Raw genomic sequence first — 17,789 nt, 5'->3', positions numbered from 1 at the left:
CCCCTGAGGAATTGCGTGCGGTCGTTCCTATTCCCACGGTGACGCATGAATTTCCACGAATACCAGTCAAAACAACTGCTTGCCGAGTACGGCATCCCGGTCCCGGCCGGCAAGGTCGCTGCGACCCCGGACGAAGCGGTTGCCGCTGCCAACTCCCTGGGCCAGGGCCCCTGGATGGTCAAGGCGCAGATCCACGCTGGCGGCCGCGGCAAGGCTGGCGGCGTCAAGTTCTGCAAGACCACTGACGACGTGAAGGCCGCTGCGGCCAAGATGCTCGGCACCAAGATGGCCACCTACCAGACCGCAGGTGTTGAACTGCCGGTCAACCTGGTGCTGGTGACCACCGCCGGCGAGATCGTCAAGGAACTGTACCTGTCGGTGCTGGTTGACCGTGGCACCAGGACCATCACCTACATCGCTTCTTCGGAAGGCGGCGTGGAGATCGAGCAGGTCGCCGCTGAAACCCCGGAGCTGATCCACTCGCTGAACGTCGACTTCGTCGAAGGCGTGCAGGGTTACCACGGCCGTGATTTCGGCTTCAAGCTGGGCCTGACCGCCAAGCAGGCCGGCCAGTTCGCCAGCATCATGGTGAACCTGTACCGCCTGTTCAACGAAAAGGACCTGGCCCTGGTTGAAATCAACCCGCTGGCCATCCTGGACGACGGCAACCTGTACGCGCTGGACGGCAAGTTCGACAGCGACGACAACGCCGCCTTCCGCCAGAAGGCCCTGGTCGCCATGCGCGACAAGACCCAGGAAGATCCGACCGAAGTGATCGCTTCGGAACTGGACATCAACTACGTCACCATGGACGGCAACATCGGCTGCATGGTCAACGGCGCCGGCCTGGCCATGGCCACCATGGACGTCATCAAGCTCAACGGCGGCGAGCCGGCGAACTTCCTGGACGTGGGCGGCGGTGCCAACAAGCAGCGCGTCATCGAAGCGTTCAAGCTGATCCTGTCCTCGGACAAGGTCGAAGGCATCTTCGTCAACATCTTCGGCGGCATCGTCCGCTGCGACATGATTGCCGAAGGCATCATCGCCGCCGTGAAGGAAGTGGGCGTCAAGGTTCCGGTCGTGGTGCGCCTGGAAGGCACCAACGTGGAAGAAGGCAAGCAGCTGCTGCGTGACAGCGGCATGGCCATCATCCCGGCTGACAACATCAACGATGGCGCCAAGAAGATCGTTGAAGCTGTCAAGAACGCCGCCTGATACCGACACCAAGGAATTCCAATGTCTGTTTTGATCAACAAGAACACCAAGGTGATCGTGCAGGGCTTCACCGGCCAGCAGGGCACCTTCCACGCCACTCAGATGATCGAGTACGGCACCCAGGTCGTCGGCGGCGTGACCCCGGGCAAGGGCGGCACCACCCACATCGACCTGCCGGTCTTCAACACCGTTGCCGACGCCGTGCAGAGCACCGGCGCCAACGCGTCGGTCATCTACGTGCCGCCGCCGTACGCGGCTGACGCGATCCTGGAAGCCGCTGCTGCTGGCATCAAGGTCATCGTCTGCATCACCGAAGGCATTCCGGTGCTGGACATGCTGCGCGTCAAGAACGTGCTGACCCGTTCGCATCCGGACACCGTGCTGATCGGGCCGAACTGCCCGGGCGTCATCACCCCGGGTGAGTGCAAGATCGGCATCATGCCGGGCCACATCCACCAGCCGGGCAAGATCGGCATCGTGTCGCGCTCGGGCACCCTGACCTATGAAGCGGTCAAGCAGACCACCGAAGTCGGCCTGGGCCAGTCCACCTGCATCGGCATCGGCGGTGACCCGATCAACGGCCTGAACTTCGTTGACTGCCTGAAGCTGTTCAACGAAGACCCGCAGACCGAAGGCATCATCATGGTCGGCGAAATCGGCGGTGACGCTGAAGAAGCCGGCGCCGAGTACATCAAGAACCACGTGAAGAAGCCGGTCGTCGGCTTCATCGCCGGTGCGTCGGCTCCGGCCGGCAAGCGCATGGGCCACGCCGGTGCGATCGCCTCGGGCGGCAAGGGCACGGCTGAAGGCAAGTTCGCCGCCATGGAAGCTGCCGGTGTCGTCACCGTCCGCTCGCCGGGCGACCTGGGCGCTGCCATCGCCAAGCTGGTGAAGTAAGATCGACTGCCTCGGGCAGACGCTCTTGTAGAGTCGAGCCATGCTCGACTGACGCCAGACAGAAAAGCCGCCTCCGGGCGGCTTTTCTGCGTCTGGCGGTGTGCCGGCCGGCCCATCCACGCATGGCGTGGATCTACTGGGGATGGTCAGGCGGGCGCATGGCGCGGCGTTACAATGGGCCATTGCAACCACAGGCTGGATTCCCATGGCTTCGATCCGCATCGCGATGGCGCAGTTCGATTTCCCGGTCGGCGATGTCGCCGGCAACACCGAGCGCATCATCGAGATGATCGGCCAGGCGCGCGAGGAATACGGCGCCGAGCTGGTGATGTTCCCCGAACTGGCGGTGAGCGGCTACCCGCCGGAGGACCTGCTGCTGCGCCCCGGTTTCCTGTACGAGTGCGAACAGGCCATGGGCCGCATCGCCGCTGCCTGCCGCGGCATCACCGCCGTGGTCGGCTGGCCGCAGGCCGCCGGTGCGGTGGTCTACAACGCGGCCAGCGTCCTGCGTGACGGCCTGGTCGAGCGCACCTACCGCAAGCGCGAGCTGCCCAACTACGCGGTGTTCGACGAGCGCCGCTACTTCGATGTGGACCCGGACGGTGGCAGCTGCGTGTTCGACGTCAACGGTGTGCCGGTCGGCCTGCTGATCTGCGAAGACCTCTGGTTCGCCGAACCGCTGGCCGACACCGTGCGCGAAGGTGCGCAGCTGGTCGTGGTGCCCAATGCCTCGCCCTACGAGCGCGGCAAGCATGCCCAGCGCGATGCGGTGCTGGCCGCGCGCACCCGCGAGAGCGGGGCGGCGATCGCCTACCTCAACGTGGTCGGTGGCCAGGATGCGCTGGTGTTCGACGGCGCGTCGGTGGTGGCCGATGGCGACGGCACGGTGCACCCGGCGGCGGCGGCCTTCGTCGACCAGTGGCTGGTGGTGGACTACGACGGCGAAACCCGCCGCTTCCTGCCGCACGTGTGGATGGACGACGGCGACGAGAGCATGGACGCGCTGGCCTGGCGCGCGGTGACCCGCGGCATCCAGGACTACTGCGGCAAGAACGGCTTCAGGAAAGTGTGGCTGGGCCTGTCCGGCGGCATCGATTCGGCGCTGGTGCTGGCGCTGGCCGTCGACGCGATGGGCGCGGAGAACGTCACTGCCGTGCGCCTGCCGTCGCGCTACACCGCTGGCCTGTCCAACGACCTGGCCGCCGAGCAGTGCCAGGCACTGGGCGTGAAGCTGGAAGCGGTCTCGATCGAGCCGGCCTTCAAGGGCCTGATGGAAGCGCTGGCGCCGATGTTCGAAGGCACCACCCCGGACGTGACCGAAGAGAATCTGCAGTCGCGCAGCCGTGGCGTGATCCTGATGGCGCTGGCCAACAAGTTCGGCGGCCTGCTGCTGACCACCGGCAACAAGAGTGAGTACGCGGTGGGCTACGCCACCATCTACGGCGACATGTGCGGTGGCTACGCGCCGCTGAAGGACCTGTACAAGACCGAAGTGTTCGGCCTGTCCAAGTGGCGCAACACGGTGGGCGGCGCGCCGGTGATCCCGCCGGCGGTGATCAGCCGCCCGCCATCGGCAGAGCTGCGCGACAACCAGCTGGACCAGGATTCGCTGCCGGCCTACGACGTACTGGACGGCATCCTGTACCGCTACGTGGACCAGGAGCAGTCGCGCACCGAGATCGTGGCCGCCGGCTACGATGCGGCCGTGGTCGACCGGGTGCTGCGCCTGGTGCGCATCAGCGAGTGGAAGCGGCACCAGGCCGCGCCGGGCCCGAAGGTCTCGCGCCGGGCGTTCGGGCGTGAGCGCCGGTATCCGATCAGCAACGGTTACAAGGGCTGAGGCAGCGGCCGCCTGGCAGGGCCCGGCGTTGCCGGGCCCCATCCACGCATGACGTGGATCTACTGGGCAGCGGCCGCCTGGCAGGGCCCGGCGTTGCCGGGCCCCATCCGCGCATGGCGTGGATCTACTGGGCAGCGGCCGTCTGGCAGGGCCCGGCGTTGCCGGGGCCCATCCACGCTTGGCGTGGATCTACTGGGCGTCGTCCAGCACGCGCTGCAGATGGGCGGCCTCGGCCGTTTCATTGAAGGATTGATCGGCCAGCCGTGCGCGCACGAACGCCAGGCCATCGGCGGCGGACGCATCGAGCGTGCCGCGGTGATCCACCGGGTACTGGCGGAACGCCACCGGCTCGCCACGCAGGGCCAGCCCTGCGGCGTACAGCACGGTGGTCAGGTAGGGGACGTCGCGGTCGCGGGTACCGTGGGCCAGCAGCAGCGGCTGGCTGAACCCCCGCCGCGGCACCCCCAGGTAGTCGTGCAGCAGCGGCCAGATGCCGGGGACCGAGGTCAGCGGCGCGGAGAACATCTCGCCGGTGCTGGCACCTTCCAGCTGCGCGGCCAGGTCGGTCAGGCAGTGCTGGCGTGCCAGGGCGATGCGCGCACGGCCCTGCGGGCTCAACACGCGGTCGATCTGCGGCGCCACCTGCAGCAGGCCGCCCAGCAGATAGGCGTGGTAGGCATTCAGTGCACCGGGATTGGCGGTGCGGCTGCCGGGGTGCATGACCACCGCCGTCACTTCCACCGCTGTGGGCGTACCGGCGATGAAGCTGCCCTTGTACTGCAGGCCCGGGCCGCCATAGCCCGCAGCCTGGTGGCCGGCGCTGAGCGCGGCCGCGCCGCCCTGCGAATAGCCCACCGATACCCAGCGCGGGGATAGACGGTGGCTGCCCAGGAAGTGGTGGCTGGCCTTGACCATGTCGATGCTGTTGCGCGCGGCCGAGCGGACGTGCAGATAGGCGTGCTCGCCCGGCGTGCCCAGGCCCTGGTAGTCGGCAGCGACGACGGCATAGCCCTGGCGCAGGAAATGGTCGAGGAAGCGACCGTCGCGTTCGGGGTGGGTGGGACCCGAGACCGACGGCGCGCAGTGGTCGGCGATGCCCTGGGTGCCATGTGCCCACGCCACCACCGGCCAGCCGCCGGCAGGCGGCGCACCGGCGGGAAGGTAGAGCAGGCCGCTGCCTTCGGCCAGCCGGCCGTGGGGATCGGGGGTGCGGTAGTGCAGCTTGTAGGCCTGGGCGGCCTGCGAGGGCACCCAGCTGGCCCGGTACGGCGCGGCGGACACCAGGTCGCCCGGCGCGGCGGCGGTGACACTACCGGCCGCCAGCCCCAGGGCGATGGCGGTGATGAGGGCGGACGTGCGCGGGAAGCGGCGGGCGGATCGGGACATTGCGGGCTCCTGGCCGGCCGGGATGGCCGATGCGCCGCAGTGTGGAGGTGTCGCGCGGGTGCCGTTTGCGAAGGACGTCGCAGAGGCTGTGGATTCGTAGAATTCCTAGGGGCGCCGCACGCGCAACATGGAAGAAGGGCCCCTTGCGGGGCCCTGTCTCTTATTTCTTTTCCAGCCGCGCGTTGCGCTGGCCGGTGCTGGCCGACTTCTCGCCGGCAAACGGGTTCAGCTTGCGGATCATCCACGGGTACTTCGGCCACTTCCCTTCCAGCCACGGGTGGGTCGGCTGGTTCAGGGTCAGCACGCGGCGGGCGTCGTCGGCCAGGGTCTTGTTGCCCAGGTGGGTGTAGGACTCGCCCAGCACGGCCACGGCGTCGTACTGGAAGGCGCTCTGCGGGTAGGTTTCCAGCAGGTAGTTGGCGCGGCCGGCAGCCGACACGTAGGCGCCGCGGCGCAGGTAGTACAGCGCGTTGTCCAGCTCGTGCTGGGCGAACACGTCACGCAGCTCGATCATGCGCTGGCGCGCATCGGCGGCGTAGCGGCTGTTCGGGTAGCGGTCGACCACGATGTTGAAGTCTTCATACGCCTGGTGCGGCGTGGACAGATCGCGGCGGCTGGGGTCCAGTGACCATACGCGACGCAGGAAAACCGTATTGCGGTTGGAGTTGGCCAGGCCGCGCAGGTAGTACAGGTACGCGATGTTGCGGTGGGTCGGGTAGGTACGGATGAAGCGGTCGATGCTGGACACCGCGTCATCGTGCTTGCCGGCCTTGTACTGGGCGTAGGCGGTTTCGATCATCGCCTGTTCGGTGTACGGGCCGTACGGGTACTGGGCCACCAGGCGGCGGAAGCTGGCTTCAGCGCCGCTCCAGTTGCCACCCTGCATCAGCGTGTGGCTCTTGTCGTACAGCTGTTCGACCGGCGTTCCTTCATCGGGGCGATCACCCTTCTTGGCGCCGCGATGGCAACCGGTGGCGGCGATGACCAGCACCAGCAGCAGGGCGGTGAGGCGGACGGGCGCGGAGAGCATGGAGGAGCGTCGGATCATGGGGTCAAGGCGGGACGCGTCTGGAATACGAAGGGTCGATGATAGCCTAGTGTCCTGTCCAGCGACTGAAACCGGTCGACCGGACCCCAAAATTTCGAAGATACCCCCCTGCCATGTCTGAACAACCCTCCGAATCGGCCCGCCAGGCCATCGTCCCCGACACCTCCGCCGGCCGTCGTTTCGACGCGGTCGTGGCCGAGCTGTTCCCCGAATACTCGCGCTCGCGGCTGACCGAGTGGATCAAATCCGGCGACGTGCTGCTGGACGGCGCCCAGGCCCGCCCGCGCGACCCGCTGCGCGGTGGCGAGGTGGTCACCCTGAACGTGGTGCTCGATACCCAGACCGACGCCCAGCCGGAAGACATTCCGCTGGACGTGCTGTTCGAGGATGAGCACCTGCTGGTGATCAACAAGCCGGTGGGCCTGGTGGTCCACCCCGGTGCCGGCAACCACAGCGGCACCCTGGTCAATGCGCTGCTGTACCGCGACCCCTCGGTAGCGGTGCTGCCGCGCGCGGGCATCGTGCACCGCCTGGACAAGGACACCAGCGGCGTGATGGTGGTGGCGCGCACGCTGGAAGCGCAGACCGCGCTGGTCGAGCAGCTGGCTGCACGTGACGTGCACCGCCAGTACCTGGCCGTCGTGATGGGCTCGATGGTGGCAGGCGGTACCGCCGACGCCCCGATCGACCGCCATCCGCGCGACCGCCTGAAGATGGGCGTGCGCGAGGACGGCAAGGAAGCCATCACCCATTACCGCCTGCGCGAGCGCTTCCGTGCGCACACCGCGCTGGAATGCCGCCTGGAAACCGGCCGTACCCACCAGATCCGCGTGCACATGGCGCACATCCGCCACCCCATCATCGGTGACCCGCTGTACGGCGGCGCGTTGAAGCTGCCCAAGGGCGCCAGTGACGAGCTGGTGGCTGCCCTGCGCGGCTTCAAGCGCCAGGCCCTGCACGCCGAAACCCTGGAGTTCGTGCATCCGATCACCGGCGAGCAGGTGCGCAATACCGCGCCGGTGCCGGCGGACATGCTGCACCTGATGAAGGTGCTGCGCGAGGACAGCGCGGCCTTCGCCGAGCGCGAGCGGGACCGCTGGTGATGGATGCCGCGCTGCCGTTGCTGCAGGCCGATTGGCCGGCGCCCCCGGGCATCCGTGCGCTGACCACGCGCCGGCATGGCGCGGGGATCTCGCCGGCGCCGTTCGCGCAGTTCAACCTGGGCAACCGGCACGCGGCCGATGGCGATACCCCGGCCAATGTCGAACACAACCGGCAGCTGCTGCAGCGGGGCCTGGCCCTGCCGTCGGCACCGCATTGGCTGCGCCAGGTGCACGGCACCACCGTGCTGCGTTTCGACGCGGCCCCGGTGGCCGGTGCCAGTGAGCCGGTAGCCGATGCCGCCGTGACCTCGGTGCGCGGCGTGGTGCTGGCCATCCTCACCGCCGACTGCCTGCCGGTGGTGTTCGCCGCCGCCGACGGCAGCGAGATCGGAGCGGCACATGCCGGCTGGCGCGGCCTGGCCGACGGCATGCTGGAAGACACCGTGGCAGCGATGAACACCGCTCCGGCGCAGCTGCGCGCCTGGCTGGGCCCGGCGGCCGGCCCGCAGGACTATGAGATCGGCGAAGAGGTCTATCACGCCTTCGTCGGCCACGACCCGGGCGCGGAAGAAGCCTTCGTGGCGACCCGCGAAGGGCATTGGAAGGTGGACCTGTTCGCTCTCGCCCGGCAGCGGCTGCAGGCGGCCGGGCTGGAGGCGGGCAACATCCACGGCGGCACGGTGTCGACCATGGCCGATCCGGACCTGTACTCGCACCGCCGCGACCGCCGTACCGGACGCATGGCGACCCTGGTGTGGATGGAATGAAGCCGGTTGGCGGTCCCAACCAGACGTCGGTGATCGTCTTCGACGGCGTCTGCGCGCTGTGCAGCCGCTGGGTGCGTTTCCTGCTGCGGTTTGACCGGCGCGGACGCTACCGCTTCGCGGCGATGCAGGGCGCACAGGGCAGCGCCTTGCTGCGCACGCACGGGCTGGATCCGGACGACCCGCTGTCGTTCCTGCTGGTGGACGCGCAGGGCGCCTGGACCGACACCGACGCGATCCTGCGCGTGCTGACGGGGCTGGGCGGCGTCTGGCGGCTGGCCGGTCTGGTGCGCGTGTTGCCGCGTGGCGTGCGTGATGTGGCCTACCGCGCGCTGGCGCGCAACCGCTACCGCTGGTTCGGGCGCCATGACGCCTGTTTCCTGCCGAGCCCGGAACAGGCCGCGCGCTTCCTGGATTGACCACCGCCGCTTTTCTGTAGCGTCGAGCCACGCTCGACTGATTTCAGAGCAGTCGAGCAAGCTCGACGCTACAGGCGGCTGCGTCTCATTCCAGCAGCTGGTAGGCGATGCGCCGGTTCTGCGCGCGCCCGGCATCACTGCGGTTGTCGGCCACCGGCTGGTCATGGCCATAGCCCACGGGCACCAGCATGGCGGCAGGTGCACCGCGCTCCTGCAATGCCTTGACCACGGCATCGGCGCGCTGCTGGCTCAACTGCTGGTTGGAATGGGCGTCACCGTGGCTGTCGGTATGGGCCGCCACTTCGACCCGCGTTCCGGCGGGCGCTTGGCGCAGGGCGGTGGCTACGGCGTCGAGCGTCTCCAGTGAATCACCGGTCAGCTCGGACGAACCCATGTGGAACTTCAGCCGGGTGAGATTCAGTGCGGCCACGCGCTCGCCACTGCCTGCGCTGGCCGGCAACCGCGCCAGCGCGGCAAGCCCCGGGCCCCACAGCCCCTGCATCTGCAGCGCGGGGAAGTCCTGGCGCAGGCGGTGCGAGATCGCCAGGCGCTGCGCGTCCGCCATGCCCGTGGTGACGATGCGCAGCTGTGGGCCGTCGAACTCCAGACGCAGGCCGTCACCCTGCAGGTGGGGCAGATCATTGATCAGGCGGTCCAGCCAGCGCGGCGGCTCTGCACGCGGGTCAAGCGCAATGCTGCCGCTGAGGTTCTGCTGGCCGTGGACAGCCTTCAGTGCACTCCACAGGCGCCTGCGGTCGGATTCGTTCGGCAGGCTGCCCTCCACCTGCAGACGCATGCCGTCCTGCTGCAGGACAACGCGCGAGGTGTGGTCGTGGGAAAGCGCCTGCGACGTCCACAGGGGCGTGCGCGCCTTCAGCAGCAGCAGGGTGGTCAGGATGAGCACGGTCGCCGCCGCCAGCATCCACAGCAGGCTGCGCAGGGCCATGCCGTACATCGCGTGTGACGGAACCACGCCGGCCATGCGTCGAAACGCTGCGCCCGGTGCCGGCGGGGCGGCCGGCGCTGCCTGCTGGGATACGGCGGCCGCCGACATCAGGCCGACCACGCCTGGCAACAGCTGGCAGGCCACGACCCGGAAGGCGCCCGGCGACATGTCACTGCGCTGCGCGATGACGGCCAGGGTAGGGGCGCCGAGCGCGCGTTCCAGCTCGCTGGCAACGATGGGCAGGGGCACCTGTGCCGGCTGTCGCCACGAATGGAAGCGTGCGGCCAGTCCGGCGTCCTCGAACTGCTGCTGCAACCCCTCCAGTCCGCCGGGCCGGGTAGCGATCCAGGCCTGCAGGACGTCGATGACCCAGCGGGCACGGTGGCCCAGCTCAAGGCGGATGGCAGCATCTTCAACAAAACGGTCGTAAGCGCTCATGCAGAGAAATCCCAGGAATGTGATGTACGTCGTCGCTTGCTCGCCAGAGGCGGCGTGCGAGGGCCCCGGGGGCGCTACTTTGGGAAACGCGTGTCAACGCGAAATGAAATATCGACAGCCCCGCAGCTTTCGTTTTCTGCCGGCATGTCGCCCAGTGCGGCGCGCTGCGTGAACCGCCTTGTGCGAAGCGCGTTTGATCGAGGTGGAGTGCGAATTGCGACATCTCATGGCGTCTTCCACATGCGGCGAACATTCGGTTTCATCCGAAAGCACTTCGTGCTGAAAGCGACAAATCTGGCCGGTGCCGAGACCCGGCATACGCGCACAAAAAAAACGCCGGGCAGTCGCCCGGCGTCGGAGGCACATGCGCGCGTGGAGCGCCGGACGTCAGCTTTCCAGCGCTTCCAGATAGCTGCGGCGCCAGTGGTTGATGTCGTAGGTGCGCAGGTGGTCCATCATCGCGTGCCAGCGTTCCTGGCGCCGGCGCAGCGACATCGTTGCCGCGGTGGCGATGGCATCGGCCACGCCGTCCAGGTCGTGCGGGTTCACCAGCAGCGCCTGCTTCAGTTCGTCGGCGGCGCCGGCCAGCAGTGACAGCACCAGGACGCCGGGATCTTCCGGGTCCTGCGAGGCCACGTACTCCTTGGCCACCAGGTTCATGCCATCGCGCAGCGGCGTCACCAGGCCTACGGCGGCGGCGCGGTAGAAGCCGGTCAGCGTGGCATGGGTGAAGTTCTGGTTGACGTAGCGAAGCGGGGTCCAGTCCGGCTCGGCATGGCCGCCGTTGATGTGCCCGGCGATCTGTTCCAGTTGGCTGCGCAGCTGCCGGTATTCGGTGACATCGCCACGCGAGACCGGGGCGATCTGCAGGTAGGTCAGCGAGCCGCGCTGGTCGGGGTGACGTTCCAGATAGCGTTCGAAGCCGAGGAAGCGCTCGGGCAGACCCTTGGAATAGTCCAGCCGGTCCACGCCGATGGCCAACTGGCGGTTGCGCAGGCTGCTGCGCAGGTCCTTCACCGAGGGCTTGCTGGCGGCCGCCGCAGCCTGGCGGGCAATGTGGTCGGTGTCGATGCCGATCGGGAAGGCGGCGGCGCGGAAGCGGCGTCCGCCCGGGGCCTCCAGGCGGCCGTCTTCCAGTACGCGGCCGCCGCCGAACAAGCGCAGGTAGGTCTGGAAGCGGTCGGCGTCGCGCTGGGTCTGGAAGCCGACCAGGTCGTAGGCGTACAGCGAGGAAAACAGCCGCAGATGGTCGGGCATGGCCTGCAGCAGGTCGGCCGACGGCATCGGGATATGCAGGAAGAAACCGATGCGGCAGCCGATGCCGCGCTCGCGCAGCATCGCGCCCAGCGGGATCAGGTGGTAATCGTGGATCCAGACGATGTCATCCTCGCGCAGCAGCGGCGCGAGCCTGTCGGCGAACAGTGCATTGACCTTGTGGTAGGTCTCGCGGGTGCCCCGGTCGTAGTCGACCAGATCCAGGCGGAAGTGCAGCAGGGGCCACAGCGTGCGGTTGGAAAAGCCGTTGTAGTAGCCATCCACATCGCGCTTGGCCAGGTCCATGGTGACGTACTCGATGTCACCGTCCTTCTGCTGGTGCAGCGTGCCGCTGGCATCCTTGGCGCTCTTGCCGCTCCAGCCGAACCACAGGCCACCACGCTCCTTCAGCGCGGCCAGCAGGCCGACGGCCAGGCCGCCGGCGCGGCTTTCACCGGGCACGGCCACCCGGTTGGAGACCACGACCAGACGGCTCACGAAGCCTCCTGCCAGGAACGCGACAGGCGCATGGCGGCGGTGATCAGGCCGACGTGCGAATAGGTCTGCGGGAAATTGCCCCACGCTTCGCCACCATCGAAGGCCAGATCCTCCGAGAGCAGGCCCAGGTGGTTGCGCTGCTTCAGCAGCAGCTCGAACATCTCGCGCGCTTCATCCATGCGGCCGATCGCTGCCAGTGCGTCGATGTACCAGAACGTGCAGATGGTGAAGCTGGTTTCCGGTTCGCCGAAATCATCCGGCGCCACGTAACGGTACAGCGAATTGCCGTGCTTGAGGTCGCGCCCGATCGCTTCGACGGTGGCGATGAAGCGCGCGTCCATTGCATCGATGAAGCCGATGTCGGCCAGCAGCAGCAACGAGGCATCCAGGCGGTGGCCATCGAAGGTATCGGTGAAGTGGCCGAGTTCCTCGCTCCACGCCTTGTCCATGATGCGTGCGTGGATGGTGTCGGCACGCTCGCGCCAGTAGTTCGCGCGGTCGTCGAGCTTGAGGCGCACGGCGATCTTGCACAGTCGGTCGCAGGCGGCCCAGCACATTGCGCTGGTGTAGGTGTGGACTTCGGTGCGGCCGCGGAACTCCCACAGGCCGGCATCGGGGACGTCGTGCAGGGCGAAGGCCTGCTCGCCCAGCGGCTCCAGCCGCGCGAAGGTGTGCGCGTCGCCGGGGTCCTGCAGGCGGCGGTCGAAGAACAGCTGGGTGGACGCCAGCACCACGCTGCCATACACATCGTGCTGGCGCTGTACCCAGGCCAGATTGCCGCGGCGCACCGGGCCCATGCCACGGTAGCCGGACAGGGTGGGTACTTCGTCCTCGTCCAGCTTGGCCTCGAAGCCGATGCCGTACAGCGGCTGCAACGTGCCATCGGTGGTGGCGAGGTTGAAGATGTAGCCGAGGAACTGTTCCATCGTGCGGGTGGCGCCAAGGCGGTTCAGCGCACGCACCACGAACGCCGCATCACGCAGCCAGCAGTAGCGGTAATCCCAGTTGCGCACGCTGCCGGGTGCCTCGGGAATGGAGGTGGTCATCGCCGCGATGATCGCGCCGCTGTCCTCGTACTGGCACAGCTTCAGGGTGATCGCGCTGCGGATGACGGCGTCCTGCCACTCCAGCGGAATGGACAGGTAGCGCACCCATTCGCGCCAGTAATTGGCGGTGCGCTGGAAGGCTTCCTGCACGTAGCCGCTGATGGAGCGGTTGAGCGATTCATCCACGCCCAGGATCAGGTGGACGGGGTGGTTGAGCACGAACGGCAGGCCTTCGCGCACCATGCGTACGGGCACGTCGGTGGTCAGCCGCAGCACGTGCTCGGGCAGGATCCAGCGCACGTGGTTGCTGCCCCAGGTCGATTCGGGCACGCGTGCGCCCCAGTCGGCCAGCGGCCGCGCCAGCACAGTGATGCGCGGGCTGCCGGTGAGCGGGCGTACCTGGCGGATCAGGCTGACCGGCCGGTAGAAGCGGTCGTTCTGCCGCCAGCGCGGGGCGAAATCGAGGATTTCCAGCGAGCCGCCGTGGCTGTCATGCAGCACGGTGCGCAGGATCGCAGTGTTGGTCAGGTATTCCTGTTCGCTGCGGGCGAAGTCTTCCAGCTCGATGGCGAAGTCGCCGCCGGTCTGCTGGTTGGGCCCGAGTAGGGCGCAGAAGGTGGGGTCGCCGTCGAAAGTGGGCAGGCAGCTCCAGACAACGCGGGCATGTTTGTCGACCAGGGCGCCGAAGCTGCCGTTGCCGACCACGCCCAGATCAAGATCGGGTTGGGTCATCACGCGGTACATCTCGGTTGCGGCCGTGGGGTGGCCGGGTCAATACGCATTCTCACGCAGCCAGGCGTGCACGCTGCGTATGTCGGGCAGCGCGAACACGGCCGCGCTGGGTTCACGTTCGCCGATCAGCACGCTCCAGCCATGCTGTCCGTTGGCGGCCTCGAAGCCGAACTCATCGGTGAGGTCATCACCAAGGAACACCGGCAGGCGGCCACGGAAGGGCAGGTACTGCATCAGCCGGCGCACGGCGCGGCCCTTGTCGGTGCCGACGGGCACGAACTCAATCACGTGGTCGCCGGGTTGCAGCCGATAGCTTGGCCGGCCGCGTGCATGGCGTTCGGCGAAGGTGCGGACCTCGTTGGCGGCATGCGGTGCGCCGCGCCAGTGCAGGGCCAGGCCAGCGCCTTTTTCCTCCACCAGCACGCCGGGGTAACCATGGGCGAAGCGCATGGCCTGCTGGTGCAGGGCATGCAGCCATTCGGCGGTGTCATCGTCCTGTTCCTCACGCAGCACGCGCCCGTCCTCGCCACGCAGTTCGTGGCCGTGCAGGCCGGCGGCCGGCAGTTGCAGGGGGGCGAACAGATGGTCCAGCTGTTCCAGTGGGCGGCCACTGACGAGGGCGACCGCGCCTTCGAGGCGGTCGCTGATACGGCCGATGGCCTCACGCACATCTGGCAGGAGCTGCACGGCGTCCGGGCGCGCAGCGAATTCTATGAGGGTGCCGTCGACATCGAGGAACAACGCACAGGCGTCGTCCAGCAATGGCGGTGGCGGACGCAGGGGGAGCGGTTCAGCCATATCAACCAGCATGCCAGTGCTGGCGTGTAGGGCAGGTCGAGGCGAGGCGACAGTTCCTGATGGGCGCCGAACGCTGGTCGACTATCGCGCGCAGCGCGGGATTCCCAGCAGTCGACCAACGGTCGACGCTACCCAGGCCGGCCCATCACGGGGATGGGCCGGCCGGTTGCAGATCAGAACGAATAACGCACGCGGCCGTAGTAATACGCGCCGTTGCTGCCGATCGGCGACAGCACGTCGTACGGCAGGTTGCCGTAGTAGTAGATATCGTCGTTGGACTTGTCCGGGTAGTTGTCCGTCAGGTTCTGCCCGCCGATGGCCACGCTCCACCGCGTGTTGAAGCGGTATTCCACTTCCGCATCCAGCTGCCATTCGGCCTGGTAGGTCTGGCGGGGGATGTAGCCATCACCGAAGTTGAACACGCGGGTGGCGCTGCCATAGCGGTTCACGCGGCTGCTCAGCGACCAGTGGTCATTGCTCCAGGCGGCAGAGAAGCCGGCACGGCTGCGCGGGGTGGCGTCAGTCAGGGTGTTGGTTTCTTCGATGCCGAACAGCACGTAATCCGCATCCAGCGCCTGCAGCTGGGCCGGGGTGGCCAGCACGTTCTTCAGCGTGGTCTTGGTGTAGGCATAGGTGCCGGTCAGCAGCAGCTGGCCATCGCCCAGTGCCTGGCGCCAGTTGGTCACCAGCTCGGCACCGCGGGTGCGGGTGTCGGCGGCGTTGACGAAGAAGCTGGCGCTCTGCAGGCCGGTGACGCCGTAGTTGGCAGCCACGAAGTCGGTCAGTGCATCGCCGGTGATGCTTTCCGACAGCGCGATGCGGTCGTCGATGTCGATCTGGAAGAAGTCCAGCGACAGGTCGAAGTGCTCACCGATGCGGCTGGTGAAGCCCAGCGAGGTGTTCAACGACTTCTCCGGCTTCAGGTCCTGCGCGCCCAGGCCGCGCGCGATCGGGTTGTTGACCGACAGCAGGCGGCCCTGCACCAGCTGGCCAGCGGCGTTGTAGCCGGTGGACGTGGATTCGTAGCCGATCTGCGCCAGCGACGGTGCGCGGAAGTTGTTGGAGATGGCACCGCGCAGGGCGAAGGCCGGGGTGAACTCGTAGCGCAGGCCCAGCTTGCCGGTCAGCTCGCCACCGAAATCGTCGCTGTGCTCGTAGCGCGCGGCCAGGTCGGTGGAGAAGTGGTCGCCGAACTGGCTGGCCAGGCTGGCGTAGGCACTTGCCACGTCGCGGGCCAGTGAGGTCGCATCCTGCGGGGTCAGGCCGCCACCGGCCTGCGAGCCGGTCGGGCGGTCGGTGTAGGGGCCCGCCGCGTAGCTGGCCGGGTCACCCGGGCGCGTTTCATAGCGCTCGTGACGCACTTCGGCACCCAGGCCCAGGGTGTGGGTGATGCTGTCGCTCTGCGAAAACACGCGGCTCAGGTCGAGGTTGCCCACGGTCTGCGCGTACTGGTAATCGGCGGTCTTGAAGCGGGTCGGGCTGGTCGGGCCCAGCGAGGCGTTGAGCGAATCGCGCAGGCGGTAGGTGAAGTCGTTCTGGCCGTAATCCACGCTGCCGTCATAGCTCCATTCGCCCCACTGGCCGCGCACGCCGGCTACGGTCTGCACGTCGCGGTTCTCGCCTTCGGAAATCGGGCGGTAACCGTTCGGGTAGACCTCCTTCCAGTTGGCGTCGCTGTCGGGGTAGCGGAAGTAGTTCGCGCCTTCGGTATCACGCTGGTTGAAGGTGCCGAAGGCGTAGAACGTAGCGGTCTTTCCCACCGGAATTTCGGTGTTCAGCCACAGGTTGATGTCCTTGCTGGCGCCATCGCCGAGCACGTAGTTGCGCTTGCCCTGCAGCGCCAGGTTGGCCTCGGTCTGGTCCCACGGCGGAATCAGGTCGTAGCCGGCGCGGTTGGTGCCGTTGCGCTTCTTGTATTCCAGGCCCACGCGCAGGAAACCGCCATCCTCGCCCAGCGAGGTGCCGACCTTGGCGCTGATGTTGCCGGTCTGGCCATCGGTGAGGGTGCGGCCGATCGGCTTGAGGTCGGTGTGGTTGGCACCGTAGCTGGCTTCGATCTCGCCGCCGTCGCCGCCGTTGTCCAGGATCACGTTGATCACGCCGGCCACCGCATCGGAGCCGTACAGCGCGCCGGCGCCATCACGCAGCACTTCGATGCGCTTGATGGCGCTGACCGGAATCGAGTTGAAATCGACCGGGGTGGTGCCCTTGCCGATCTTGCTGTCGGTGTTCACCAGCGCGGTGTGGTGGCGGCGCTTGCCGTTCACCAGCACCAGCACCTGGTCGGGCGACAGGCCGCGCAGCTGCGCGGCACGCACATGGTCGGCACCGCCGGAGTTGGACTGGCGCGGGAAGTTGAACGACGGCAGCAGGGCCTGCAGCGCACTGCCCAGCTCGCCGTTGACCACGCCGGCCTTGCGGATGTCCTCGGCGGTGAGCACGTCCACCGGCGAGGTGGATTCGAGCACGGTGCGGTCGGCGGCGCGGGTGCCGGTGACGATCACCGTGTCCAGGTTGGTGGCCGCATCCTGGGCAGAAGCCAGGGCGGGGGACAGGGCGAGCGCGATGGCGAGGCCGAGCGGCGACGCGGACAGGCGGGGGGACATGCGGACTCCAGCAACTACGACGTGGGGAAGGGGCGGGGGGAGAGATGGTTTCACTTACATCCATCCGGATGAAGCGATATATTATCTTGGCGTGAGGAGGGGGTGTGACGCAAGCCCCGCTTCTGATCGCATCAGCTGATGCCCCTGTGGCATGAACAGTTGGTTGCAACCGCAACCGAAACGCAGGTGTACCCTCCGTGCCCCTTCGTCGTGCTTTTTCCCCTTCCCCGGAGTGCTGTCTCCCATGAAACACCTTGGCCTGATCTTCGCCGTGCTGCTGGCCACCAGTGGCTGCGCGAGCCTGTCCTCGAAGGCGCCCAGCGCCTATGCCACCACCGCCGAGATGCAGGGCGATGCCGCGCGGCCCTCCAATGGCACCGGCTGGGTGCGCAGCGAGCTGTACTTCGGCGTGGGCGAGGAGCAGGGCGCGGGTGACCGTCCGCAGGCCGACACCATCAGCGAGGCGCAGTGGCGCGCGTTCCTGGACAAGGAAGTGACGCCGCGCTTTCCCGACGGCCTGACGGTCTTCGATGCCTACGGCCAGTGGCTGTTCCGTGGCGATGCTGCGCCCAACCGCCTGCGCACCAAGGTGCTGGTGGTGCTGCACGAAGACAGCCCGCAGCGCCGTGCAGACATCGAAGCGATCCGCCTGGCGTGGAAGCAGCAGACCAAGCACCAGTCGGTGCTGTGGTCGCGGCAGGCGGTTGACGTATCGTTCTGACCTCCTGAAAAAGGGGACGGAGGGGATTAAGTCGTCTGTGGCATAAACGACTTAATCCTCTCCGTCCCCTTTTTTGCG

14 protein-coding genes are annotated in these 17,789 nt (G+C 67.5%); 7 read left to right on the top strand and 7 right to left on the bottom strand.

Translation table 11 applies throughout. From position 1 onward, the window contains the following. Nucleotides 1–45: 45 nt before the first annotated feature. The 3 genes from sucC to VER16_RS17560 all read left to right on the top strand — a co-directional run bounded on the left by sucC (nucleotide 46) and on the right by VER16_RS17560 (nucleotide 3,952). Nucleotides 46–1,215: an ADP-forming succinate--CoA ligase subunit beta gene (gene sucC, locus VER16_RS17570; RefSeq protein WP_324810218.1), complete on the top strand. Its 1,170-nt coding sequence runs from the start codon at nucleotides 46–48 to the stop codon at nucleotides 1,213–1,215. 21 nt (nucleotides 1,216–1,236) lie between these two features. Continuing rightward, a complete protein-coding gene (sucD, locus tag VER16_RS17565) occupies nucleotides 1,237–2,112 on the top strand; it encodes a succinate--CoA ligase subunit alpha (protein ID WP_005410793.1) in 876 nt (291 codons plus the stop codon). A 205-nt stretch (nucleotides 2,113–2,317) separates the two neighbouring features. Further along, on the top strand, nucleotides 2,318–3,952 hold the full coding sequence (locus tag VER16_RS17560) for an NAD+ synthase (protein ID WP_324810216.1): 1,635 nt from the start codon (nucleotides 2,318–2,320) through the stop codon (nucleotides 3,950–3,952). 189 nt (nucleotides 3,953–4,141) lie between these two features. Here VER16_RS17560 and VER16_RS17555 read toward each other — a convergent pair whose 3' ends face one another. Both VER16_RS17555 and VER16_RS17550 read right to left on the bottom strand, forming a co-directional pair. Further along, a complete protein-coding gene (locus VER16_RS17555) occupies nucleotides 4,142–5,338 on the bottom strand; it encodes a lipase family protein (protein WP_324810214.1) in 1,197 nt (398 codons plus the stop codon). Nucleotides 5,339–5,498: 160 nt separating this feature from the next. Continuing rightward, complete coding sequence (locus VER16_RS17550; RefSeq protein WP_324810212.1) at nucleotides 5,499–6,386, bottom strand: outer membrane protein assembly factor BamD; 888 nt, start codon at nucleotides 6,384–6,386, stop codon at nucleotides 5,499–5,501. A gap of 113 nt (nucleotides 6,387–6,499) precedes the next feature. On the opposite strand from VER16_RS17550, the gene rluD reads away from it, so the two are divergent. From rluD to VER16_RS17535, 3 genes are read left to right on the top strand one after another with little or no spacing between them, the layout of a single operon-like run. Next, nucleotides 6,500–7,489, top strand: coding sequence for a 23S rRNA pseudouridine(1911/1915/1917) synthase RluD (gene rluD, locus VER16_RS17545; RefSeq protein WP_324810210.1), 990 nt, complete (start codon nucleotides 6,500–6,502; stop codon nucleotides 7,487–7,489). Further along, nucleotides 7,489–8,256, top strand: a complete 768-nt coding sequence (gene pgeF / locus VER16_RS17540) for a peptidoglycan editing factor PgeF (protein WP_324810208.1) — start codon at nucleotides 7,489–7,491, stop codon at nucleotides 8,254–8,256. Before rluD ends, pgeF begins: the two co-directional genes overlap by 1 nt. After that, a complete protein-coding gene (locus VER16_RS17535; RefSeq protein ID WP_324810206.1) occupies nucleotides 8,253–8,672 on the top strand; it encodes a thiol-disulfide oxidoreductase DCC family protein in 420 nt (139 codons plus the stop codon). Before pgeF ends, VER16_RS17535 begins: the two co-directional genes overlap by 4 nt. An 85-nt stretch (nucleotides 8,673–8,757) precedes the next feature. Here VER16_RS17535 and VER16_RS17530 read toward each other — a convergent pair whose 3' ends face one another. The 5 genes from VER16_RS17530 to VER16_RS17510 all read right to left on the bottom strand — a co-directional run bounded on the left by VER16_RS17530 (nucleotide 8,758) and on the right by VER16_RS17510 (nucleotide 16,990). Continuing rightward, on the bottom strand, nucleotides 8,758–10,056 hold the full coding sequence (locus VER16_RS17530; RefSeq protein WP_324810204.1) for an OmpA family protein: 1,299 nt from the start codon (nucleotides 10,054–10,056) through the stop codon (nucleotides 8,758–8,760). Between the two features lie 387 nt (nucleotides 10,057–10,443). Then, entirely contained in the window at nucleotides 10,444–11,808 is a 1,365-nt protein-coding gene (gene otsA / locus VER16_RS17525) for an alpha,alpha-trehalose-phosphate synthase (UDP-forming) (protein ID WP_324810202.1), read from the bottom strand. Beyond that, on the bottom strand, nucleotides 11,805–13,586 hold the full coding sequence (locus tag VER16_RS17520) for a glycoside hydrolase family 15 protein (RefSeq protein ID WP_324810200.1): 1,782 nt from the start codon (nucleotides 13,584–13,586) through the stop codon (nucleotides 11,805–11,807). The genes otsA and VER16_RS17520 overlap by 4 nt, the downstream gene beginning before the upstream one ends. Nucleotides 13,587–13,625: 39 nt before the next feature. After that, nucleotides 13,626–14,384, bottom strand: a complete 759-nt coding sequence (gene otsB / locus VER16_RS17515) for a trehalose-phosphatase (RefSeq protein WP_324810199.1) — start codon at nucleotides 14,382–14,384, stop codon at nucleotides 13,626–13,628. Nucleotides 14,385–14,557: 173 nt separating this feature from the next. After that, nucleotides 14,558–16,990 (bottom strand): TonB-dependent receptor, encoded by a 2,433-nt coding sequence (locus tag VER16_RS17510; RefSeq protein ID WP_324810197.1) that lies wholly within the window; start codon nucleotides 16,988–16,990, stop codon nucleotides 14,558–14,560. A gap of 244 nt (nucleotides 16,991–17,234) precedes the next feature. On the opposite strand from VER16_RS17510, the gene VER16_RS17505 reads away from it, so the two are divergent. Then, nucleotides 17,235–17,711 (top strand): DUF3574 domain-containing protein, encoded by a 477-nt coding sequence (locus tag VER16_RS17505; RefSeq protein WP_324810196.1) that lies wholly within the window; start codon nucleotides 17,235–17,237, stop codon nucleotides 17,709–17,711. Nucleotides 17,712–17,789: the final 78 nt, after the last annotated feature.

This window comes from Stenotrophomonas sp. (genome assembly GCF_035634915.1).
In the GTDB taxonomy this organism is placed as follows: Bacteria; Pseudomonadota; Gammaproteobacteria; order Xanthomonadales; family Xanthomonadaceae; genus Stenotrophomonas.
Note: the sequence above shows the minus strand (reverse complement) of the source record. Positions and strands in the feature narration are given on the sequence as shown.

Bases quoted from the DNA above. Each gene is read 5' to 3' on its own strand.
- sucC (WP_324810218.1), top strand. From the start codon at position 46: ATGAATTTCCACGAATACCAGTCAAAACAACTGCTTGCCGAGTACGGC.
- sucD (WP_005410793.1), top strand. From the start codon at position 1,237: ATGTCTGTTTTGATCAACAAGAACACCAAGGTGATCGTGCAGGGCTTC.
- VER16_RS17560 (WP_324810216.1), top strand. From the start codon at position 2,318: ATGGCTTCGATCCGCATCGCGATGGCGCAGTTCGATTTCCCGGTCGGC.
- VER16_RS17555 (WP_324810214.1), bottom strand. From the start codon at position 5,338: ATGTCCCGATCCGCCCGCCGCTTCCCGCGCACGTCCGCCCTCATCACC.
- VER16_RS17550 (WP_324810212.1), bottom strand. From the start codon at position 6,386: ATGATCCGACGCTCCTCCATGCTCTCCGCGCCCGTCCGCCTCACCGCC.
- rluD (WP_324810210.1), top strand. From the start codon at position 6,500: ATGTCTGAACAACCCTCCGAATCGGCCCGCCAGGCCATCGTCCCCGAC.
- pgeF (WP_324810208.1), top strand. From the start codon at position 7,489: ATGGATGCCGCGCTGCCGTTGCTGCAGGCCGATTGGCCGGCGCCCCCG.
- VER16_RS17535 (WP_324810206.1), top strand. From the start codon at position 8,253: ATGAAGCCGGTTGGCGGTCCCAACCAGACGTCGGTGATCGTCTTCGAC.
- VER16_RS17530 (WP_324810204.1), bottom strand. From the start codon at position 10,056: ATGAGCGCTTACGACCGTTTTGTTGAAGATGCTGCCATCCGCCTTGAG.
- VER16_RS17520 (WP_324810200.1), bottom strand. From the start codon at position 13,586: ATGACCCAACCCGATCTTGATCTGGGCGTGGTCGGCAACGGCAGCTTC.
- otsB (WP_324810199.1), bottom strand. From the start codon at position 14,384: ATGGCTGAACCGCTCCCCCTGCGTCCGCCACCGCCATTGCTGGACGAC.
- VER16_RS17510 (WP_324810197.1), bottom strand. From the start codon at position 16,990: ATGTCCCCCCGCCTGTCCGCGTCGCCGCTCGGCCTCGCCATCGCGCTC.
- VER16_RS17505 (WP_324810196.1), top strand. From the start codon at position 17,235: ATGAAACACCTTGGCCTGATCTTCGCCGTGCTGCTGGCCACCAGTGGC.